Genomic DNA, 20,608 nt, shown 5'->3' with positions numbered 1-20,608 from the left:
AGGGTGGCCGGGTTTCCCGGCCGCGCGTTCAACTACATTGTGCTCTGCCACAGTGCATTGGTGACTTGAATGCGCGGTCGGCGAAGCCGACCACCCTACATTTTTACGCTAACTGAACGGCATTAGGAGTCGGCTAGTGCTTTTCTTGCTTCTGCGATGGCTCAGCGGATTGTTGCGAGCCGGTCTGCCGGTCCGATTGCAGGTGGTCCGGCCGGCTGTGTTCCAGCCGGTCGCGCTGGCGCTTGACGTCGAAGTCGTCGAGCTGGATGTCGCTCAGGCTTTTGTCCCCGGAATCCTTGTTTTCGGGCATGACTGCCTCCTTGCGTCGAAAGTGATGGAAACCACATCTTAGGCGCTTCGAACGAAAGGCGGCGCGGCTGCCGGCGTGCGCCGGCAGCCTTCAGTGGATCAGGGCTGGACCGGTGCGATGCCGAGACCGCGCAGGAAGCCGTGCACCGCTTCATAGGCGCCCACGTGCTGCTCGGCGGTGAATCCGCCATGGCCGCCGCCCCTGACGGTATGAAGCACGTTGTTGACCCCGGCCTTGTCGAGTGCGGACTGCAGGCGCAGGCCGTGTGCGTAGGGAACCAGGGGATCGGCATCACCGTGGATCGTCAACACGGCCGGCCCGCCGGGGCGCACGTGGTTCAGCGGCGAGACCGAGCGCGCGAGCGCGAGTCGGTCCGGGTCGCGCATGCCGCCGAACCAGGCCACTGCATACGAGCGGATGTTCGGGCCCTGCAGCATGTCGGCCACGTCGGTGATGCCGTACCAGTTGACCACGGCGGCCACCTTCGGCGCCGCGTTCCGGTACGGACCGCTCCAGCCGGGCTCGTTGGCCGCGCACTGATGGGTGAGCGGCGAATCGGCGGGGACCATGGCCGTCGCCAGCGCCAGGTGGCCACCCGCCGAATCGCCGGTCGTCACGACCTTCGACAGGTCGAAGTTGTATTTCTTCGCATTGCGGCCGATCCACTGCAGTGCGCACAGCGTGTCCTCGAGCGCCGCGGGGGCGGGCGCCACCTTGGCCAGGCGGTAGCTGACGTTGACGAACGCAAAGCCCATTTCCATGTAAGGCATGGCGGACAGCGCTGCGCCCTCGCGGCTCCCCGCCACCCAGCCGCCGCCGTGGAAGTACATCACCACCGGCAGCGGCTGAGCGCTCTTTTTCACCGGCAGGTAGACATCGAGCTTGAGGTCCTGGCCGCTGGCGGTCAGGTAGGTGACGTTCGCGTCGATCCACCAGCCATGGTCGAGCAGGGCGGCACTGCGCAGGCCCGCGTCGGCCGCGGCCGCGGCGAACGGCAGGGCGAGGGCAGCGCCCACGGCGCAGGACATCGCGGCGGCGCGCAGCCGCCAGGCAAGGGGCCGCATCCCGATCACATGTTCGGGTAGTTGGGTCCGCCGCCACCTTCCGGCGTCACCCAGACGATGTTCTGGGTCGGGTCCTTGATGTCGCAGGTCTTGCAGTGCACGCAGTTCTGCGCGTTGATCTGCAGGCGATCCTGGCCTTCGTCGGTCTTGACGAACTCGTACACGCCGGCCGGGCAGTAGCGCTGTTCCGGGCCCGCGTACTTGGCCAGGTTGACCTCCACCGGGATGGCCGGATTCTTCAGCGTCAGGTGCACCGGCTGGTCTTCGGTGTGGTTGGTGTTCGAGATGAACACCGAGGACAGGCGGTCGAAGGTCAGCTTGCCGTCCGGTTTCGGGTAGGCGATCGGCTTGAACTGCGCGGCCGGTTTCAGGCACTCGTGGTCGGCGTGCTTGTGGTGCAGCGTCCACGGCGCCTTGCCGCGGAAGATCATCTGGTCGATACCGGTCATGATGGTGCCGAGATACAGGCCCTTGCTCATCCACGGCTTGAAGTTACGGGCCACGTGCAGTTCCTCGTGCAGCCAGGACTGTTCGAAAGCGGCCGGGTAGGCCGCCAGTTCGTCGTGCTGGCGGCCTTCGCCCAGCGCCGCAAAGGCGGCGTCCGCGGCCAGCATGCCGGTCTTGATCGCGGCGTGGCTGCCCTTGATGCGGCTGGTGTTCAGGAAGCCGGCGTCGCAGCCGATCAGGGCGCCGCCCGGGAACACGGTCTTCGGCAAGGATTGCAGGCCGCCCGCGGTAATCGCGCGCGCGCCGTAGGAAATGCGCTTGCCGCCTTCGAAGAACTTGCGGATTTCCGGGTGCGTCTTGTAGCGCTGGAATTCCTCGTAGGGCGACAGGTAGGGGTTCTGGTAGGCCAGGCCCACCACGAAGCCGACCGCGACCTGGTTGTTCTCCAGGTGGTACAGGAAGGAGCCGCCGTAGGTGTCCTTGTCCAGCGGCCAGCCGGCGGTGTGGATCACCAGGCCCGGCTTGTGCAGGGCCGGGTCGATCTCCCACAGTTCCTTGATGCCGATGCCGTAGGTTTGCGGGTCCTTGCCCTTGTTCAGGTCGTACTTGGCCATCAGCTCCTTGCCGAGATGGCCGCGCGAGCCTTCCGCGAAGAAGGTGTACTTGGCATGCAATTCCATGCCGAGCTGGAAATCGCCGCCCGCCTCGCCGTCGCGCTTGACGCCCATGTTGCCGGTGGCGACACCCTTGACCGAGCCGTCCTCGTGGTACAGCACTTCGGCGGCCGGGAAGCCCGGGAAGATCTCGACGCCCAGGCTTTCGGCCTGCGTACCCATCCAGCGCACCACGTTGGCCAGCGAGACGATGTAGTTGCCGTGGTTGGTCAGCATCTTCGGAACCATGAAGTTCGGCGTGGCCATGGCCTTTGTCTCAGTCAGGAACAGCACGCGGTCTTCCGTCACGGGCGTGTTCAGCGGCGCGCCTTTTTCCTTCCAGTCCGGCATCAGCTCGTCGAGGGCGATCGGGTCCATGACCGCGCCGGACAGGATGTGCGCACCCAGCTCGCCGCCTTTTTCGAGCACGCAGACCGACACTTCCCGGCCTTTTTCCGTGGCCAGCTGCTTGAGCCGGATCGCTGCCGCCAGGCCGGCAGGGCCGCCGCCGACGATGACCACGTCGTACTCCATGGCTTCACGCGGTCCGTATTGTTCGAGAAGTTTGCTTGGCTCAGTCATGGTTTTTTTAATATAGTTGGAAAATTTAAGCACGAGTGTGCACTTTTTCACTGCCGAATGCAATGTTGGCCGCCATTTTACGGACATTATTAGATGGGGCAATCTAATACTGGTGATTTGTGTAATCATGCACACTTCGCAATTGGACAAGGAAGGGGAGCCGCGTGGGCATCGAAGTCAATTACGAAGGAAAAATCGCCATGGTCACCGGCGCGTCCAGCGGGCTCGGCGCGCGCTTCGCCAAGGCGCTGGCCGGCGCCGGCGCCCAGGTGGTGCTGGCCTCGCGCCGGGTCGAACGGCTCAAGGAGCTGCGCGCCGAGATCGAGGCCGACGGCGGCGCCGCCCATGTGGTGCGGCTGGACGTCACCGACCTGGGGTCGATCAAGGCAGCCATCGCGCACGCCGAGACCGAGGCCGGCCCGATCGACATCCTGGTCAACAACTCGGGCGTCTCGAATACCCAGCGCCTGCTGGACGTCACCGAGGACGACTACAACTACATCATGGACACCAACCTGCGCGGCGCCTTCTTCGTCGCGCAGCAGACCGCCAAGCGCATGATCCAGCGCGCCAAGGGCGACCCGCGCAAGCAGCACCGCATCATCAACATCGCCTCGGTCGCCGGCCTGCGCGTGCTGCCCCAGATCGCCGTGTATTGCATGAGCAAGGCCGGCGTGATCCAGATGACCAAGGCGATGGCGGTGGAGTGGGGCAAGTACGGCATCAACGTCAATGCCATCTGCCCGGGCTACATCGCCACCGAAATGAACGAGGACTATTTCGACACCGAGCAGGGGCGCAAGCTGATCGACATGCTGCCTCGCAAGCGTCCGGGCCGCCCGGAAGACCTCGACGGCCTGCTCCTGCTGCTGGCGGCGGAGGAAGCCCATTTCATCAACGGCGCCATCATCACGGCCGACGACGGCATGACGGCGCAGTAGTGTTTTTGTTTGTCACAGTAAGGAAGCAATGAGCAGCAAGCAGTCGATCCCGCAACCGGTCCATACGATGAGAATTCCCATCCGCTGGGGCGACATGGACGCGATGGGACACGTCAACAACACCGTCTATTTCCGCTACATCGAGTCGGCCCGCATCGCCTGGCTGGAGCAGGCCGGCGCGCTGCCCGACCCGGATCTTCCCGGCGAAGGGCCGGTCGTCGTCAACGCCTATTGCAGCTTTCTCAAGCAGCTGACCTATCCAGGCGAGATCGAAGTCACGACCTTCGTCGGTCCGCCGGGGCGCTCGAGCATCGAGGTCACGCACCAGATCCGCCTGGTCGACCCGGACGGGCAGGCCGGCGCGCTGCATGCCGAAGGCGGCGCGAAGGTAGTTTGGATCGATTTCAAGGCCGAGAAGTCGCGGCCGCTGCCGGCCAAGTTGCGCGCGCTGTTGCCCGCGGCAAGCTGATCCCGGTGCGGCTTCAGCCCGCCCCCACCAGCTTGTGCACCAGTTCCGACGAGGTCGACGCGGCGAACTTGCGCATCAGGCTGGCCCGGTGCATCTCCACGGTGCGCGGACTCAGGCCGGTGTCGCGCGCGATCATCTTGCTGGTCTTGCCCTCGACCAGCAGGGCGGCGATCTCGCGCTCGCGCGGGGTCAGTTGGGCCGACACCGGCCGCTTCTCGCTGACGTCCTCGAAGGTCCATACGCCGGCCCCCAGCGGTTGCGATGGATCGAGCGCGCGCCCGGTCACGTGGCACCAGAACAGCTCGCCGTCGGCGCGGCGCATGATGCGTTCGTCCGAATAACGTCCCCTGGCGTTCATGATCGGCACGATGCGGTCGCCGGTGCGCAGGAATTCGTCCATGGTCGGGTAGAGTACGCTGAACGACTGCCCGTTCAGCGCGCCTTCGGCATGGCCGAACATCGCCGCCAGCGCCCGGTTGCAGGACCGGATCACGCGATCCGAGGACACGCACATTCCCACCGGCGCCTGCTGGAATATCATTTCGTAGTCGATGGCGGGGGCTGGCACTGCGCTTGGGCTCACTTGACTTGGATCGACTGCTCGGTTCATGGACGGGCCGGCCCGTATTTCTACGGTATTGTTATTCGGTTCAGCGTATTTTATGCTGAGAATCGACTCTTGGAGGAAACATCGGCGCCGCTGCGGCAGCGCGCCGGTTCTGGAAGTGAAAAAAGCTTTTCGGCTTAACCTATAAAAGGGACGGGTATGAACAAAGTGTATCCTGATGCGAAGTCGGCGCTGGCCGGCATCGTGGCAGATGGCCAGACCATCGCGGTGGGCGGCTTCGGCCTGTGCGGCATTCCGGAGGCGCTGATCGCGGCGCTGCGCGATTCCGGCGTCAAGAACCTGACGGCCATTTCGAACAATGCGGGCGTGGACGGCTTCGGCCTGGGCCAGTTGCTGGAAACCCGCCAGATCAAGAAGATGATCTCGTCCTACGTCGGCGAAAACAAGGAATTCGCGCGCCAGTTCCTGGCCGGCGAACTCGAACTCGAATTCACCCCGCAGGGCACGCTGGCCGAGAAGCTGCGCGCCGGCGGCGCCGGCATCCCGGCCTTCTACACCAAGACCGGTTACGGCACCATCGTCGCCGAGGGCAAGGAAACCCGCGAATTCGACGGCGAGCACTACGTGATGGAACACGCGCTGCTGCCCGACGTCTCCCTGGTCAAGGCGTGGAAGGCCGACCGGGCCGGCAACCTCCTGTACCGCAAGACCGCGCGCAACTTCAACCCGAACGTCGCCACCGCCGGCAAGATCTGCATCGTGGAAGTCGAAGAGCTGGTCGAGATCGGCGAGATCGATCCCGACCAGGTGCATACCCCGAGCATCTTCGTGCACCGCATCGTCCACAACCCGACGCCGGAAAAGCGCATCGAGCAGCGCACCGTGCGCGCCAATTAAGATCAGACCGGAGACAGAACATGGCATGGACTCGTGATGAAATGGCCGCGCGTGCGGCGAAGGAACTGCAGGACGGTTTCTATGTGAACCTGGGCATCGGCCTGCCGACCCTGGTGGCGAACTACGTCCCGAACGATATCGAGGTCTTCCTGCAGTCCGAAAACGGCCTGCTGGGCATCGGCCCGTTCCCGACGGACGACGCGGTGGACGCAGACCTGATCAACGCCGGCAAGCAGACCGTGACCGCGCTGCCGGGCGCGGCCTACTTCAGCTCGGCCGATTCCTTCGGCATGATCCGCGGCGGCAAGATCAACCTGGCGATCCTGGGCGCGATGCAGGTGTCGCAGCAGGGCGACCTGGCCAACTGGATGATTCCGGGCAAGATGGTCAAGGGCATGGGCGGCGCGATGGACCTGGTGGCCGGCGTCAAGCGCGTGGTCGTGGTGATGGAACATGTCGCCACCGCCAAGGACGGCACGACCAGCCACAAGATCCTGAAGAAATGCGACCTGCCGCTGACCGGCGTGGGCGTGGTCGACCGCATCATCACCGACCTGGGCGTCATGGACGTGACCGACACCGGTCTGAAGCTGGTGGAGCTGGCGCCGGGTGCGAGCGTCGAGCAGGTCTTGAGCGCGACTGGCTGCGAGCTGGACGTCTCGGCGGTGTAAGAAACGCGGGGCGGCGTTCCTGCCCCGCGTTGTACACAAAGGCCCGCAGATCGTCTGTGGGCTTTTTTATTTCAGCGCGGCCAGGCGCTTGCGCAGCACTTGCGCATGCTCGTCGTCGCGCGGCGACTTCAGCAACGCCGTCAGGGCCAGGCGCTCGGCGGTGCGCAGCGCATGCGCCGCCTTTACCCGCACGTCGGGCACGACGCCGCTACCTTCCCAGTTGGTCTTGCTGACCGGGTTGATTGCCCTGCCGGCCGGGACGAACACCTGCAATTGAGGATGGATCCGGTGAGGCTGGCCGGGATGGGCACCGCCGCCAGTGATCTCGCCGACGATGACGCCGCGCCGCAATTGCTGCAGTTCGTAGCTGAATCCCTCGGCGCCCGAAAAAGTGTCCTTGCTGGTCAGGACGTAGACGTTCTTTTCGCCGCCGAATTTTTTTCCGGGGACCTCCTCTTCGGTCCAGAATGCTTCCGTACGATCGCCCTTGCGCCAAACCATGTCGTTGACGTGGGTGCGTTTGTCGAACAGGTAGCTCTCCAGGTAGGCGACGGTGTAAGGGTCGCCACCACCATTGTTGCGCAGGTCGACGATGAGCGCATCGGTATCGGCAACCAGTGTCATCAGCGCGTCGAGCGCCGGTTTGGAAAACCGGGCGGAAGGGAAGCTGCGCAAGTCGATGTAGCCGATATTCCCAGGCAGGGTTTCCACTTTGCGAATGCCGTAATTGTTCGACTTGAGATAATTGACGATCATGCGATCCATCTCGGGCGACTGCACCGGGCCGCCGGCGGGCTCCGGCTCCGGCTTTGCGCTGTACCAGATGCCGAGATGCTTGTCCCCGGTCGGCTGGCGAAGGTCGGCCGTGAGCATGGTGGCGAACTGCTGGAGGTCTTTTGCCTTCCGGTAGGCGCCACGTTTTTCCTGTGCATTCAGGCGCTCGACGATCAATTTGGCCTTGTCCGGGAAGACGTATGCTTCGCTGACTTTTGCGCTGAGTTCGGTGAGCACCTGTTGACGTGTCGCTTCGTCGAGCCCGCCCTGGTCGCCCGCGCTGGCGTCGAAGGCCAGGACGGCGAGCATGGCTGGTGCAAACAGCAGAGTCTGAAGAATGTTCATTGTTATCCGTGCTGGTGGAATACAGGGCAGCGAGAGGACGTCTCCACCCGCCGCCCGACATGGGGTCCGGTCAGCTTACTCGAGCGTCCAGACGTACTGGACGGCGGTCCAGGCCTCGACCGGTTTGCCCTTGGTGGTGGCCGGCTTGAACGTGCACTTCGCCAGCGCCGTGCGGGCCGCTTCGTCGAGCGCGACGTGGCCGGACGAGTTTGTGATCTTGGTGTTCTTCACCTCGCCGTTCTTCGCCACCAGGAAGCCGAGGCTGACGGTGCCAGTATGATGTTGCTTGAGCGATTCGGCCGGGTAGTGGGGGCGCTTGCAGGTCTCGAAATTGGCAATGGCAGGTTTTTCGGGTTTCACCAGCGCGGCAGCCGGCGCCGCATGCGCGAATGCCGCGGCGCCGATGGCGGCCAGTCCCAGGACGGGAATCGCCGCCTTCCAGTTCAAGGTTTGTGTGTCAGGGCGAATCAAGCGTTTGATGCGTGACATAAGATCTCCTCCGTTGGCCGCCTGGGCCAGGTGGTGGTTGGAAAACTGGCGTTTCTCCAGCTCGGAAAGGGCCAGGGCCAGGCGCCGCGGTTCGCCTAGTATCCGTGCCGCGAAATCGTCGGCGATCTGTTCCCGTTCGACGCGGACGCGTCGCGAGATCCACCAGACCGCCGGGTGGTAGAAGAACAGGGTCTCGACCAGGTTCTGGCCGAGGTTCACCACATAGTCGTGACGCTTGATGTGGGCCAGTTCATGGGCCAGCAGCGCCTCCAGCAGCTGGGCCGGCATCCCCGCGACCAGCGCGGCCGGCACCAGCACTACGGGACGCCACCAGCCGGCCGTGACCGGGCTGCCGAGGCGTTCCACCACACGCAGGCGCACGCTGCGGTCGATGCCGAACCGGGCGGCCAGGCCGTCGACGCGTGCCTGCCAGGCCGGATCGATGCGTTCCTGCGCGGCGGCGCGGCCGATCCAGAGCAGGCCGAGCACCATGCGCCCGGCCATCGCCAGTGCGCAGACGGCCCAGGTGGCGACGATCGGCGTCAGCTGGTCGGCGAGCAGGGCGCCCCAGCTCTCGTCTACCGGCGTACCGGCCACCAGGCCGGCGGCGAACAGCATCATCGCGTCGCCGCCGGTGCCGCTGCCGTCCATCAGGCGCAAGCACAGTTCGGTTGCCGGCCAGGCCAGGCACAGGAACAGTCCGGAACAGGCGACCAGGTAGCGCGCTTCCGGCCGCGCATTGCGCAGTATCGTCAGCAGCACGGCGGTGGCGCAGCCGATCAGCGCACCCTGCCACAGGAAATGCACCAGGGTCCAGCCGATGCTGGCGATCAGGTCGGCGGCGTTCATTGTTTCCCTCCGTGCTTGTCCGCAGGCGTGTCCTCGCGCAGGAGCTGCTCGATCTCTTCGCGTTCCTTCTTCGAGATGCCGCTCTTGAGCGCGGCCAGCACCAGCGCCTTGGCGGAGCCGGCGAAGGCACGCTGCATCAGGTCCTTGAGCAGATTGGTCTCGACCGAATCCTGGGCGTGGGCCGGGGCGTAGACATGCGAACGCTCGCTCTCGTCGCGCACCAGCAAACCTTTGCCGTGCATGATCTGCATCAGGCGCAGCACGGTGGCGTAGGTGACCTCCGGCTTGATCTTCTGCATTTCCTGGTGCACCTGCTTGGCGGTGCCGGAGGCCAGCGGCCACAGGACCTGCAGCAGTTCGAGTTCGGCCGGGGTCGGCTTGGGGGTATCGGGTTTGCGCGGCATGAGCGTCCTCGAGGTTGGCGATATCGTAGGTCTAGAATAGTATGTCTAGACACGCATGTCTACGGCTTTCGGGTGCAGTGCGTGCTTTATGTGTCCTGGGTAGGGTCTGTGCCGCGCTGGCTGGTGGCGGCAGGTCGAAAAAAAACCGGGCGCGGGGCCCGGTCTTTCAGTACATCCGATCTGCAGCTCAGAGCGTCGGCGCACCATCGAGGCTGGTGCCGACGACCCCGACCAGGCTCACCTTCTCGTTCGATTCGGCGAACTGCAGCAGCACGTCGCCGCGGTCCAGGCTGCCGTTGTCGAGCAGGCCGGTCCAGTACGACACTTCCACATCGCTGCCGCTGCGGTGCATCGACTGCTGGTACAGGGCGGCGGTGAAGGCCCGGTTATCCAGGGCGCCATAGGCCGCCACGGCTTCGTCCGAGGCCAGGAAGTGGTCGGCGATGCGATCGAGCGAGACGCCGGCTTCCGACAGCGACAGCCAGTGGTTGATGCCGGCGCTGTCCGGCGCGCGGTCGAACAGCGTGGCGTACAGGCGCACCAGGGTGCCGATGTCGGTGTCGCCGACCTCGATGTCCAGGCTCACCGGCTTGGCCAGCTTCTCGGCCGATTCGGCAACCAGCAGCGTCAACCCTGCACGGCTGACCGTGCCTGCCGCCAGGGCGTCGGTCCAGTACTGCAGGCCGCCGGCGTCCACGCTGCGCTCCAGGCTGCGGCTGTAGAGCGCCGTCACGAAGTCGGCATCGCCGCCAGCCTGCAACTGCGCTTCGCCGCTGGCCAGCATGTCGGCCGCCACGTCCAGCAGCGAGGCGCCCTTGCCGACCGCGGCCAGCCAGGCGTCCACGCCGGCCGTGTCGGCGTCGCGCCCGAGGACCGCTTCATACAGGCGTTCGATGCTGCCGCGCACGGAGGTGTCGGCCGCCGCGTTGGTGAAGCGCAGCGCTTCGACGTTGGCGACGATATCGGTGCCGTCCGCGCCGCCGCCATCCTTGCCGTGGGCCAGCACCAGGTGGCCATCGACGAAGCGCGCCGTGTAGTCGGCCCGCCCGCTGCCCACCAGCTGCACGGTGTCGAACCCGCTGCCGCCATCGACCAGGTCGTCGCCCAGGCCGCCGAACACGATGTCGTCGCCTTCGTCGCCATAGACCTTGTCGTTGCCGCCGGCGCTGCCGACGCTGTCGTTGCCGGCGCCGCCGTGCAGGACGTCGTCATCCTCGCCCAGCATGATGGTCTGGCTGGCGCCGTCGCCCCACACGGTCTGCGCGCCGGCGCCGCCGGTCACGGTGACGCTGCCCACGATCGCCGCGAAGTCGACGTTCTGCAGCAGGATGGTCGAGCCGGCCGGCAGGCCCTTGGCGTCGATCACCAGGGCCGACAGCGGGCCGCCGGTGCCGGGGACGGCGCCCTGGATCACCAGTGGGCCGGCGGCGCCGGCGCCCGGCGCCACGGTCGGCACCACGGTCTGCACCAGCAGGTTGGCATCCTGCGGGAGGCTCGACAGGAAGCCGGAACCGCCGCCCGTCATCTGGGCCTGGTCATGCGAGCCGGCCGCGGTCACGCCCTTGATCTCGCGGATCAGGTTGGTGATCGCGTCGGCCACGCCGCCCGGCGCCGCCGAACCGCTGACCTGCAGGCCGACGCCGGTCGGCACCTGGGCGCTGAGGACGGTGCCGCCGCCGCTGCTCACCAGCGGGATGTCGGCCACCGTGTTGTTGCCGACGGTCTCGTTACGGTTCTGCTCGACCACCGGGATGGTGATCACCTGGCTGGTGCTGCCGTCCGCGTTGTCGCGGGTGCTGGTGTCGACCTTGACGCCGTCGATCACGGTCGGCGGCGCCGGCGGGGCGGCGGTCACGCGCACCGCCAGCGCCTGGGTGTCGCTGCCGAAGGCGTCGCTCGCCGTGACCTGCACGTCGTAGACATTGTCGCCGCCCGCATCCTTGGGAGCGCCGTACGCCGGGGCGGACACGAAGCGCAGGGTGCCGGTGCCGGCATCGATCTGGAACAGCGCCGCATCGAGACCGCCGCTGATCGCGTAGCGCGCTCCCTGGTTTGCTTGCACGGTGGTGACGCCGGTGGCGCCTTCTTCCACCTCGACGCTGGCGTTGACGGCGCCGCCGTTGCTGGTGATGGCCGGGGCGATGGTCACCAGGCCGCCCGGGTCGCTGATGCTGCCGTTGACCAGGCCGTCGCTGTCGAAGATGCCGCCGTCGGTCAGCGAGAAGCTGAGCTTGGTCTTGCTTCCCACCGTCAGCACCGAGGTGGCCAGGTTGACCCAGTTGTTGCCGGCGTCCAGCTTGTAGTAGCCGTTGACCTTGTAGCTGCTGTCGACGTAGATGCTGACTTCGGCGGTGGCGCCGGGCGCCACGCCGCCGATGGTGAAGTCGAACTGGCCGACCGGCATCTTGACGTTGCGCGGCAGGCCACCCGCGGCCGGAAGGCTGCCCACCGAAGTCAGGCTCAGGCCGGCGGCCACTTCCAGGGTCGCGAACGGCGCGCCCTGCACGACCGTCGGCAGCGAGGCCACGTTCAGCTGGGCGCTGTCGGGTACGCCGTCGCCGTTGCCGTCGCCAGTCACGCCGTACGCACCGGGCACCGGGTCTTCCATGCTGTTCGGGCGGCCGTCGTTGTCGATGTCGCTGTCGCTCGTGTCGGGAATGCCGTCGCCGTCGAGGTCGCCCAGCACCGTGACCCGCAGGGTCTGGCTGTCCTGGGCGCCATGGCCGTCATCGACGCTGACGGTCAGGTCATAGATGTTGTCGTGGTCGCTGTCGAGCGGATCGGCGTGCAGCGGCGTGGCCTTGAAGCGCAGCACGCCGGTGGCAGGATCGATCTCGAACAGCGCCGCATCAGCGCCGCCGATGCTGTAGCCGAGCGCGTGGCCGTCGGCGTCCAGCGCCGCAACGGTGGTCACGGCGCGCTGCTTCTCGGCGATGCCGAAGGCAGCGTCCGCGCCGCCGCCATTGCTGGTGATGACCGGCGCAGCGTTGAACGCAACAGTGTGCGCGGCGCCTTCGGCGTAGCCGGCGAGCAGCAGGTTGCCGGCATCGTCGGCGATGCCGGTGCCGCCGGCGTTCAGCGTGAGCGCGAGGCTGCCGTTGCCGCCGATCCCGGCGACGCTCACGGTCCAGACCTTGCCGGCGCCGCTGATGCCCGCCAGGATGCCGGTCGCGCTGCCGGTGGCGGACAGGCCGAAGTCTGCCAGGTCGACCCCGGTCACGGCATCGTCGAACACCACCGTGTAGTCGATGCCGGTGGCGTTCGCCGCCGGCGCGCCGGCGACGCTGATGTCGGTCACCCGCGGCAGGACCGTATCGACCGACACGTTGCCGGCGCCGCCGCGCAGCGTCGCCTGGCCGGCGTCATCGGTCACCGAGACGATGACGTTTCGGTTGGCCAGGTCGATGTTCCCGGCCGCGATGGTGTAGCTGGCGCTCCAGACATTGCCGCTTGCGCTGGCGGCCACGGTGCTGCCACCGAACTGGCTGAAGTCGACGGACACGGCGGCGACGTCGAGGTTGCCGTCCTGGCCGTTGTTCCAGGTGGCGGTGACGACGTCGCCGACGCGGTAGGCGCCGCCGATGCCGCTGGCGCCGCTCAGGACGATCGCGCCGCTGCTGACCGCCGGCGCCTGGGTGTCGGCGGCGGCATTGCTGTCGTCGGCGCGGGTTCCGGTGTTGCCGGCGGCGTCGCGCGCGGTGACCGAGACCGTCAGTCCCGAGGCATCGAGCGTGCCCGCTGCAAGAAGCCAGCCGGCGCTCCATACGCCGTCGGCAAGGGTGGCCGCGACCGCCGCCGGGCCGCCGAAGCTGCTGAAGTCGACGCTGGCGCCGGCGGTGTCGCCGTTGTCGTCGCCCGTCGCACCGTCGTTCCAGCTGACGGTGACGGTGTCGCCGGCCACGAAAGTGCCGTTTGCGCCGCTGGCGCCGGAAACGGCAATGTGCGCCTCGCTGACGACCGGGGCGCGGGTGTCGCCGCCGATCGCCAGTTCAGCCGCGTCGCTGCCGGCGTTGCCGTAGGCGTCGGCGAAGCCGGCGCCGGCCACCGCGATGGCGCCCGACAGGCTGTCGAGGCCGGCGCTCGGGGTGAAGCTCGCGGTGTACACCTTGCTGTCGGCGGTGGCGGCCAGGCCGCCGAGGCTGCCGCCGCTGGTGACGATGTCGGCCGCGTCGAAGCCGACCGGCGCCTCGCTGAAGCTGAAGGTGACGGTGGCGCTCTGGCCGGCCTTGAAGCTGGTACGGTCGGCCGTGATGCTCAGGCTCGGCGCCAGGGTATCGCCGCCGATGGCGACATTGACCGTGCTGGCGACGTTGACCAGGCCATCGGCGTCGGCGAACTTGCCGGCGCCGACCGAGATCGCGGCGGCCAGGTTCTGCTGGTCAGGCGCCGGGGTGAAGGTGGCGGTATACACCTTGTCGTTCTGCGGGTCGACCGCCAGGGCGCCCAGGCTGCCGCCGCTGACGGTGATGTCTGCCGCGTCGAAGCCGTGCGGGGTCTTGCTGAAGGTGAAGGTGACCAGGGCGGCGCCGCCTGCGCCGAGCGTGGCCTGGCTGGCGCTGATCGCCACCGTCGGCGGCGAGCTGACCGCGATCGAGAAGGCTTCTTCGTAGGTGTTGCCGGCTGCATCGGTGGTGCGCACGCGTACCGACCTGGCGCCGTCGCCGAGGGTGGCGGCATCGAGCGCGCGCAGCACGCCGCCGGCGATCTCGAAGGCGGCGTTGTCGGTCGCGCCGGCGCCGCTCACCAGGCTGTAGCTGAAGCTGTCCTGGGCGTTGGCGTCGACGCTGCTCAGCGTGCCGACCACGGCGTGGGCGCCGTCCAGGGTGGTGATCGCGGCATTGCTGAGGGCGATGTCGGTCGGAGCCGCACCGTCGACCGCGATCGCCTTGTTGGCGCCGAGCGAGCCGGCGGTGCCGGGGGCGGGCAGGGTCAGGTTGGCGGTGTTGCCGGCAGCATCTTGGATGCTGCCGCCGTTGAGCTGGAGCGCGCCGGTTCCGGCGACGTCGAGATCGGGCGAGATCTGGCCCGCTTGCACGGTGTAGCTGAACACCAGGGTGTCGCCGCTGCCGCCGACGTGGGTGGCGACGCCGCCGTTATCGAGCAGCAGGGTCGGCGCGCCGGTGACCAGGACCGCTTCCGAGAACTGCACCTGGATCAGGATGGCGGCGCCGGCCTTGTAGACGCCGTTCGCGGTGCTCGAGCTGATGTCGGTGACGGCCGGCGCCACGACGTCGCGTCCGGTCATGGCGAAACTGGCCGGAACGGAAACGCCGCCCGCGCCGTCGTCGACCGTCAGCGAGAACACACGCTGGCCGGCGCTCGGCGCGGTGAACATCATGAACTTGATCAGTTCTTCGGCCGCGGCCGGGGTGGCATTTGCGCCGCTGAAGTGGATCACGAGGTCGCGCCCGGCCTGGCCGTCGCGGAGGGCGTCGACCTGGCCGATCTCGATCCAGACTCCGCCGACGTCCAGGAACAGCTTGTCGCCGGCGTGGATCGTGCCGTCCGCGCTATTGCTGTCGCTGCCGAAGGCGAGCAGGCCGCTGCCGACGAAGTCGAACACGAAGCTGCCGTCGGCGGTGCCCGAGCTGCGGCTGATCGTCAGGGCGCCGCCGTCGAAGTCGCTGCTGTCGGCATCGGTGACGGCGACCGGATCGCCGATCATCTGGTCGTCGATGTAGGCGCCGTCGAGCATCGGGTCGGCGCCCGGCGTGAAGGCGGTCGTGTCGCCGTGCAGGTCGCTCACGACCGGCGCGGCATTGCTGACCAGGCCGAAGTCGCTGGAGCTGCCGGCGGTGAAGTAGATGTTGCGCAGGTTCGGCGTGCCGCCGTCTTCCGCAACCACCATGATGGTCCCGTCTTCCTTGACCAGGAAGCTGCGTTCCGCGAAGTACTGGCTGCTGGACTCGGTGCTGAGCGCGGGCAAGACCGCTTCGCCCTGGTAGCCTTTCTGCCAGGTGCCGGCATCCTCGCGCATCACGTAGATTTCGGTTGCCGAGCGGTCCAGGGTGCGCGAATTGACCAGCATGTGGAGTTTGCCGTCGGCCAGTTGCAGGCCGCCGATGGAGTTCGTGCGCGCATCCTGCAGCGCCGTTTCGGTCGACCAGCTGCCGGACGCGTTGCTCAGGATGTTCAGCTTGGAGCCCGTCGTGACGTTCTGGTCGTTCGTGGTGCGCAGCGAATAGCCGATGTGGAAGTGGCCGGCGCCGTCGGTCGCCATGGTGAAGGCCGAGGTGAGCGCGTCGGCGATTTTCGTGGAAGCCGACCAGGTGCTGCTGCCGGCGGCCTTGGTGGCGTAGTAGAGGTTGCCGTAGTAGGTATTCTGGTTGTCCTCGCGGATGTAGAACAGGTGGACGTTGCCGGCGCCGTCGACCTCCACGGTCGGGTCCTTGAGTTCGTCGACGCCGTCGATGGTGGTCTTCAGGACGGTCGAGGTGGCCCAGCTGGCGCCGCCGTCGGCGCTGGTCGCGTACCTGATGTAGTAGTCGTGGACCGATGCGTCGTCGAAGTTGTACACCACGTGCAGCCTGCCGGCGGCGTCGATCGTCATGCTCGGGTCGTCGTAGTTCAGCCAGCCGCTCGGGTGCGAGGACTGCTCGACCAGGGTGGTTGTCCAGGTCCGGGTACCCATGTCGAACTCGCCGAATTTGATGCCGCGCAGCGAGTCGATGCCGCTGGTCACGTTTTTCGCGTGCCGGAACATCAGGTCGAGGTTGCCGTCGGCGTCGACCTTCAGGTCCAGGTCGTCGGAGAACGAGGTGTCGCCGGTCATCGCCGTGGTCAGTTGGGTCAGCTCGGTCCATGCGCTGCCGTTCCACTGCTTGAGCGAGATCGCCGTCGAGTCCAGCTTGTGGGCGAGGTAGATGTTGCCGGCCGCGTCCTGCGCCAGGCTGCTGAAGGCCCAGGTGTTCTCGCCATAGGTATGGACGGTGCCCGCGCTCAGCGCCAGGATCGGCGACCAGGCGGCGCCGTCCGCGATGGCCGCGGCGCTGTCGACTTGGCCGGCAGTGACTTCGAGTTTCCAATCGCCGCCCGCGGCAGCGCCGCCGGTGGCGTCGTCGGAAGCGGCGACATCGGCGCCCGTGGCCTGGGCCAGGGTTTGCAGGAATTGCGCGCCGGCGCTGCCGGCGCCGGTGTCGCAGCCATACAGCAGGATGTCGCCGTCCTCGGCCAGCGCGGCGCCGATATCGGCCAGCACGTCGGCATGCTGCTTCAGGTAGGCGGCATCGAGCGTGAGGTCGCCGAGTGCGAGCAGGCCGGATGCGCCGTGGCCGATCAGATGGATCGCATCGAGGTCCGCGCGGCCGGCCAGGGTGCGCGCGATCTGCGCCAGGCCGTCTCCGGCGGGGTCCAGCAAGATGATCTCGATGTCCGGACGCATGCCTGCAATGAGCGTCTGCAGGTCCGCCAGGTTGCCGTTGACGAAGGCGATTTCCTGGCGGGGGGCGGTGGATTGTTCAGGCATGGCGTGTCCTAGTAATGGTTGTGCTTGCGGAAGCATTTTTTCTATGTGGCAAGCATTTTACGGGGACATAGGGAGGTGTTCAAAATGATGTTAATGAAAAATCAAGGCTTTTCGGTCACATTTGAAAACAGTTGTTTGCAGAATGCCGGCATTTGCCGCGATTGGGTAGCGTGCCCTGGACAAAAAAAGGCTCTGTCAGCGTTAACTATGGATGAGGCATGAACTGCTGAGGCACGGCCATGCCAACGGCCTGCAGCGCTACCGCTGCAGGGAATGCGGCCGCAGCTTCAACGACCTGAGCGGCACGCCTTTTGCGCGGCTGCGGCTGCGCGAAAAATGGCTCGACTACCTGGACGCGTTGATGGAGGTCAAATCGGTGCGCCGCGCCGCGCTTGACGTGGGCGTGCACCGCAACACCGCGTTTCGCTGGCGCCACCGCTTCGTCGACCGGGTCAAGCACGACCAGCCAGAGCAACTGAACGGCATCGTCGAGGCCGATGAAATGTTCATCCTGGAATCGCAAAAAGGCGCGCGCAAGCTGGACCGGGCGCCGAGAAAGCGAGGCGGCGCGGCACGTCAGCGCGGCATCTCGAACGAGCTCGACTGCATTCTGGTGGCACGCGACCGCGGCGTGGCATCGCGCTACCTGCCGAACTACCTGGGTTGGCACCGGGCGCTTGACGGCGCACGGGTAATTACTGCGGAACAGTTGTTGCGCATCGCGATCGGCGTCATCAACAGATAAAGAGGACAGCGCCAAAAAAAACCGCATCCGGAGATGCGGTTTTCGGGTCGGACCGGGTGAGATCAGGCGGCCACGCGCACCGGCTCCAGCTCCGGGGTCGGCGCGACGCCGCCCTCGACCGGCACGCGGCCGTGCAGCACGTCGTCCATGCGCTGCACGTCGAGCTCCTTTTCCCACTTCGACACCACCACCGTGGCCACGCCGTTGCCGACGAAGTTGGTCAGCGCGCGCGCCTCGCTCATGAAGCGGTCGATGCCGAGGATCAGGGCCATGCCGGCCACCGGGATGGTCGGGACCACGGCCAGGGTGGCGGCCAGGGTGATGAAGCCGGCGCCGGTGATGCCCGAGGCGCCTTTCGAGGTCAGCATCGCCACCGCCAGGATGGTCAATTCCTGCATCAGGGTCAACTCGGTGTTGGTGGCCTGGGCCACGAACAGGGCCGCCATCGTCATGTAGATGTTGGTGCCGTCCAGGTTGAACGAGTAGCCGGTCGGGACCACCAGGCCGACCACCGGCTTGGAGCAGCCGAGGCGCTCGAGTTTACGCATCAGGGCCGGCAGGGCGCTTTCCGACGAGCTGGTGCCGAGCACGATCAGCAGTTCTTCCTTGATGTACCGGATGAAGCGGAACACCGAGAAGCCGGTCATTTTGGCGATGAAGCCCAGCACCACGCCGACGAACAGGAAGCAGGTCAGGTAGAAGGAGCCCATCAGCTTGGCCAGCGGCAGCAGCGAGGCCAGGCCGTATTTGCCGATGGTGAAGGCCATGGCGCCGAAGGCGCCGATCGGGGCGGCTTTCATGACGATGTTCACGACGCCGAAGATGACGTGCGAGAAGTCGTCGATCAGCTTGGTCACCGGGCGGCCGCGCTCGCCCAGCATCGACAGCGAGAAGCCGAACAGCAGCGCGATCAGCAAGACCTGCAGGATGTCGCCCTTGGCGAAGGCATCCACGAAGGTGTTCGGGATGATGTTCATCACGAAGTCGATCGTGCTCTGGTCCTTGGCCTTCTCGGTGTACTTGGCGATCGACGAGGCGTCCAGGTGGGCCGGGTCGACGTTGAAGCCGGCGCCGGGTTTCAGTACGTTGGCGACCACCAGGCCGATGGCCAGCGCGAAGGTCGAGACCACTTCGAAGTAGAGCAGTGCCTTGCCGCCGACGCGGCCGATCTTCTTCATGTCCTGCATGCCGGCGATGCCGGCAACCACGGTACAGAAGATCACCGGCGCGATGATCATCTTGATAAGCTTGATGAAGCCGTCTCCCAAGGGCTTCATCTTGGCGCCCAGTTCGGGGTAGAACACCCCGAGCAGCACGCCAAGCACGATGGCGAACAGCACCTGGACATACAGGACTTTATAAAAAGGCTTTTTCATGGCAACTCTTCAAAGAGAAGTTTATGGTGTTGCCATCATCATGGAAGCCTGTCGCCGCATCTATTGTGGATATCCGCAGGCCTTATAACTTGTTATCCGATATGCGGATGCCTTGGCCCGTGGTATTTTCGGCACGGGCTCAAGGCCGCCTGAATACCTCGCCGCCTTTCATCACGAAGCCCACCCGGGATGCCGCGCCGATGTCCCGGGTCGGGTCGCCGTCCAGCGCCACCACGTCCGCCAGCGCGCCTGGCTTGAGCTGCCCCAGGTCCGGCCTGCCGAGGATCTCCGCCGCCACCACGGTCGCCGCCCGCATCGCTTCCAGCGGCGACATGCCCAGCTTGACCATCCATGCCAGTTCGCGCGCATTGGTCCCGTGGGCGAACACGCCGACGTCGCTGCCGTTGCCGATCGTGACTCCCAGCTTGCGCGCCAGCGCGAAGGCGCGGTGGGCCTGCCGCATGGCGGGCGTCGGGGCGCCGCCGCGCACGTGCTTCTGGAAATATTCGCCGGTCGCTTCCGGCGCGGTCAAGGTCGGAATATAGGCCGTGCCGCGCTCCTTCATCAGGCGGAAAGTCGCCTCGAGGGCGCCATAGCCATGCTCGATGGTGTCGGCTCCGGCCAGCACCGCCATGCGGATCGCGTCGTCGCTGCTGGCGTGCACCGCGACCTTGCGGCCGGTGACGTGGGTGGCGGCGACCATCGCCTTCATCTCTTCCATCGTGAAGGTCGGGCGCGCGGTGCCGTCGATGCCGGTGCGGTAGTCGCCGTAGATCTTGATCCAGTCCGCGCCGCGCGCCGACTGCTCGCGCACGGCCTTGGTGACCTCGTCGATGCCGGTGGCTGCTTGCGCGCCGTAGGGAATCTCCATGTCGGGCCGGTAGCTGCGTTCGGCCGGGCCGTAGCTGTAGCTGGCCACGATGGCTTTGGTGGCGATCGCCAGGCGCGGCCCCGGCGCCACCCCTTCGTCGATGGCGCGCTTGATGCCGACGTCGGCGTAGCCGGCGCCCTCGGTGCCGAGGTCGCGCAGGGTGGTAAAACCAGCCTGCAAAGTAGCCGCCGCATGGCGGCCGGCCAGCATGATGCGATAGGCGACCGGCTCCTTGATCACCTGGTCGTCCCAGGTCGTCTCGTTGTAGGGGTGCAGCAGCACGTGCGAGTGCAGGTCGATCATGCCCGGGGTCAGGGTCTTGCCGGGTAGGCTGATGCGTTCGGCGTCGGCCGGCACCGTCATCGTCGCCAGCGGGCCGACTGCCTGGATGCGGCCCTGGGCGACCAGCACGCCCCAGCCGGGGTGCGGAGCGCCTTCGCCGGTCCAGACCTGTTCCGCCGTGATCAGGACCGGGCGGGGCGGGGCGACCTGCTGCGCGGCCTGCGACTGAGCAAAGGCCGGGGCAAGGGCGGCCAGGGCCGTGGACATGGAAAGGGCAAGCTGCCTGGCGCGGATTCGCATGGGTGTTTTCCTCTTGTCTTTCTGGATTGGAAAAACGCCATCATAGCGGAGTCTTGCGCCTTTACTCCTCCGTGCGCCCGGCCGGCCCGTGGAACCCCGACGTATC

The 20,608-nt window shown here is 66.5% G+C and carries 14 protein-coding genes and 1 pseudogene; 5 read left to right on the top strand and 10 right to left on the bottom strand.

What is annotated here, in order from left to right; translation table 11 throughout:
* Positions 1-133: 133 nt before the first annotated feature.
* The 3 genes from IM543_15135 to IM543_15125 form a co-directional block, all read right to left on the bottom strand.
* On the bottom strand, positions 134-310 hold the full coding sequence (locus IM543_15135; protein ID QOY92925.1) for a hypothetical protein: 177 nt from the start codon (positions 308-310) through the stop codon (positions 134-136).
* Between the two features lie 98 nt (positions 311-408).
* Positions 409-1,374 carry an alpha/beta hydrolase gene (locus IM543_15130; protein ID QOY92924.1) on the bottom strand — a complete coding sequence of 322 codons (966 nt, stop codon included), beginning with the start codon at positions 1,372-1,374 and terminating at the stop codon, positions 409-411.
* A 5-nt stretch (positions 1,375-1,379) separates the two neighbouring features.
* Positions 1,380-3,056, bottom strand: coding sequence for an electron transfer flavoprotein-ubiquinone oxidoreductase (locus IM543_15125; protein ID QOY92923.1), 1,677 nt, complete (start codon positions 3,054-3,056; stop codon positions 1,380-1,382).
* A 164-nt stretch (positions 3,057-3,220) separates the two neighbouring features.
* Between IM543_15125 and IM543_15120 the strand changes: the two genes are divergently transcribed.
* Together IM543_15120 and IM543_15115 are read left to right on the top strand one after the other, a co-directional pair.
* Positions 3,221-3,997 carry an SDR family oxidoreductase gene (locus IM543_15120; protein ID QOY92922.1) on the top strand — a complete coding sequence of 259 codons (777 nt, stop codon included), beginning with the start codon at positions 3,221-3,223 and terminating at the stop codon, positions 3,995-3,997.
* Between the two features lie 28 nt (positions 3,998-4,025).
* Positions 4,026-4,466: an acyl-CoA thioesterase gene (locus IM543_15115; GenBank protein QOY92921.1), complete on the top strand. Its 441-nt coding sequence runs from the start codon at positions 4,026-4,028 to the stop codon at positions 4,464-4,466.
* Between the two features lie 13 nt (positions 4,467-4,479).
* Here IM543_15115 and IM543_15110 read toward each other — a convergent pair whose 3' ends face one another.
* A complete protein-coding gene (locus IM543_15110) occupies positions 4,480-5,076 on the bottom strand; it encodes a PAS and helix-turn-helix domain-containing protein (protein QOY92920.1) in 597 nt (198 codons plus the stop codon).
* A gap of 156 nt (positions 5,077-5,232) precedes the next feature.
* Here IM543_15110 and IM543_15105 point away from each other — a divergent pair, with 156 nt between their 5' ends.
* Positions 5,233-5,931 (top strand): CoA transferase subunit A, encoded by a 699-nt coding sequence (locus tag IM543_15105; GenBank protein ID QOY92919.1) that lies wholly within the window; start codon positions 5,233-5,235, stop codon positions 5,929-5,931.
* 20 nt (positions 5,932-5,951) lie between these two features.
* On the top strand, positions 5,952-6,602 hold the full coding sequence (locus IM543_15100) for a CoA transferase subunit B (protein QOY92918.1): 651 nt from the start codon (positions 5,952-5,954) through the stop codon (positions 6,600-6,602).
* Positions 6,603-6,668: 66 nt separating this feature from the next.
* On the opposite strand, the gene IM543_15095 is transcribed toward IM543_15100, so the two are convergent.
* The 4 genes from IM543_15095 to IM543_15080 all read right to left on the bottom strand — a co-directional run bounded on the left by IM543_15095 (position 6,669) and on the right by IM543_15080 (position 16,928).
* A complete protein-coding gene (locus IM543_15095; protein QOY92917.1) occupies positions 6,669-7,721 on the bottom strand; it encodes a S41 family peptidase in 1,053 nt (350 codons plus the stop codon).
* A gap of 75 nt (positions 7,722-7,796) precedes the next feature.
* Positions 7,797-9,059 carry a M56 family metallopeptidase gene (locus IM543_15090; protein QOY92916.1) on the bottom strand — a complete coding sequence of 421 codons (1,263 nt, stop codon included), beginning with the start codon at positions 9,057-9,059 and terminating at the stop codon, positions 7,797-7,799.
* The gene (locus tag IM543_15085) at positions 9,056-9,463 is read right to left on the bottom strand and encodes a BlaI/MecI/CopY family transcriptional regulator (protein QOY92915.1); all 408 of its coding nucleotides are present in this window, start codon (positions 9,461-9,463) and stop codon (positions 9,056-9,058) included. Before IM543_15085 ends, IM543_15090 begins: the two co-directional genes overlap by 4 nt.
* Positions 9,464-9,650: 187 nt before the next feature.
* Positions 9,651-16,928 (bottom strand): DUF4347 domain-containing protein, encoded by a 7,278-nt coding sequence (locus IM543_15080; protein QOY92914.1) that lies wholly within the window; start codon positions 16,926-16,928, stop codon positions 9,651-9,653.
* A 229-nt stretch (positions 16,929-17,157) separates the two neighbouring features.
* Between IM543_15080 and IM543_15075 the strand changes: the two are divergent.
* Positions 17,158-17,673 (top strand): annotated as a pseudogene (locus IM543_15075) (IS1 family transposase).
* A gap of 62 nt (positions 17,674-17,735) precedes the next feature.
* On the opposite strand, the gene IM543_15070 reads toward IM543_15075, so the two are convergent.
* Both IM543_15070 and IM543_15065 read right to left on the bottom strand, forming a co-directional pair.
* Entirely contained in the window at positions 17,736-19,049 is a 1,314-nt protein-coding gene (locus IM543_15070) for a dicarboxylate/amino acid:cation symporter (protein ID QOY92913.1), read from the bottom strand.
* A 139-nt stretch (positions 19,050-19,188) separates the two neighbouring features.
* The gene (locus IM543_15065; protein QOY92912.1) at positions 19,189-20,502 is read right to left on the bottom strand and encodes an amidohydrolase family protein; all 1,314 of its coding nucleotides are present in this window, start codon (positions 20,500-20,502) and stop codon (positions 19,189-19,191) included.
* Positions 20,503-20,608: the final 106 nt, after the last annotated feature.

Source organism: Massilia sp. UMI-21, assembly GCA_015277795.1.
Taxonomy (GTDB): Bacteria; Pseudomonadota; Gammaproteobacteria; order Burkholderiales; family Burkholderiaceae_D; genus Telluria.
Note: the sequence above shows the minus strand (reverse complement) of the source record. Positions and strands in the feature narration are given on the sequence as shown.